Consider the following 1,276-nt stretch of genomic DNA (forward strand, 5'->3'; position numbering starts at 1 on the left):
CCGCCTGGAAACCGCCGATGAGGTTCAGCCGCACCTGGTAGGGTTTGTCATGCCAGGAGAAGCGCACGTCCTGGCCGGTGCCGTCATAGCGCAGGCCCATCAGGTTCAGATCGCCCAGGCCGCGGCCCACGGAAATCACCTCCTGCCCGCGGGCGGCGGCAACCGCGCGCATCTCGGCGCCGCGGGGATCGTTCATGTTGATGACCGCCACGCCCTCATCCGGCAGCACCCGGCGGAACAGGCCCGCCTTGGCGGCGAAATAGGCATCGAATGTCTCGTGATAATCCAGATGGTCCTGGGTGAAATTGGTGAAGCCGGCAGCCGCCAGCTGCANNCCTGCCTCTGCCGCGGCGGCCAGCGCGCGGTGCAGGGTGATGGGTTCCGGCGTGGTATGGGCCAGCGGGTAGCTCCAGGCACCTTCGATGCCGGTGGTGCCCATGTTGACAGCCTCATGGCCCAGCTCGGACCAGATCTGGCGCACGAATGTCGCCACGGAGGTTTTGCCGTTGGTGCCGGTCACCGCGACCACGGTTTGCGGCTGGCCGCCGAACCACAAGGCGGCGGCATAGGCCAGGGTCTGGCGCGGATCCTCGACCACCACCAAAGCGGCATGGCTTTCGTCCAGCACTTTGGCGGCGATTTCTGCCCCTGCGGCATCGGTCAGGATGGCGGTTGCCCCCTTATCCAATGCGCCGGGAATGAACTTGGCGCCATGCACCTGGCTGCCCGGAAGGGCGGCAAACAGGAACCCTTCGCGCACCTCGCGGCTGTCCACTGCCAGTCCGGAAATCTGCGGGTCAGCGCCGCCGCGGGCAGTGAGCCCCAATTGGCTCAGGGGCTGGTCTGGTCTGCTGCTGCTCATGGCGGCCCTCACCTGTGTCAGTTCGAGGTGAGGGTTATACCAGTCACCTCTGCGGGTTCAACTTGCGGACGCAGCCCCAGGAGCGGCGCGACGCGGCCGATCATCTCAGCCGCCACCGGGGTGGCGGTCCAGCCGGCGGTGCGGCGCTCTTCGCCATGGGCAATAATCGAGGGTTCGTCCAGCGTTACGATCAGCACGTATTTCGGGTCATGTGCCGGGAAAATAGAGGCAAAAGTAGCGATCACCTTGTCATCATAATAGCCGCCGCGGGGCTTGGGCTTGTCGGCGGTGCCGGTCTTGCCGCCGACCTGATAGCCTTCAACTTCAGCAAAAGAGGCGGTGCCTTCGCTGACCACCTTGCGCAACATCTTGCGCGCGGCCCTGGCAGATGCCTCGCTCATCACCCGCTGGCCC

Annotated in this window: 2 protein-coding genes and 1 pseudogene; all 3 read right to left on the reverse strand. The window is 65.6% G+C overall.

All coding sequences use genetic code 11. The features are described 5' to 3' along the window. A partial coding sequence (locus RA25_RS23375; RefSeq protein ID WP_241477465.1) for a Mur ligase family protein occupies positions 1-333 on the reverse strand: 333 nt, incomplete at both ends. 2 nt (positions 334-335) lie between these two features. Beyond that, a pseudogene (locus RA25_RS23380) lies at positions 336-862 on the reverse strand (Mur ligase domain-containing protein); the annotation flags it as partial. Between the two features lie 17 nt (positions 863-879). Then, a partial coding sequence (locus tag RA25_RS22010; protein WP_275041684.1) for a penicillin-binding transpeptidase domain-containing protein occupies positions 880-1,276 on the reverse strand: 397 nt, incomplete at its 5' end.

It is taken from the genome of Leisingera sp. ANG-S5 (genome assembly GCF_000813925.1).
Classification (GTDB): Bacteria; Pseudomonadota; Alphaproteobacteria; order Rhodobacterales; family Rhodobacteraceae; genus Leisingera.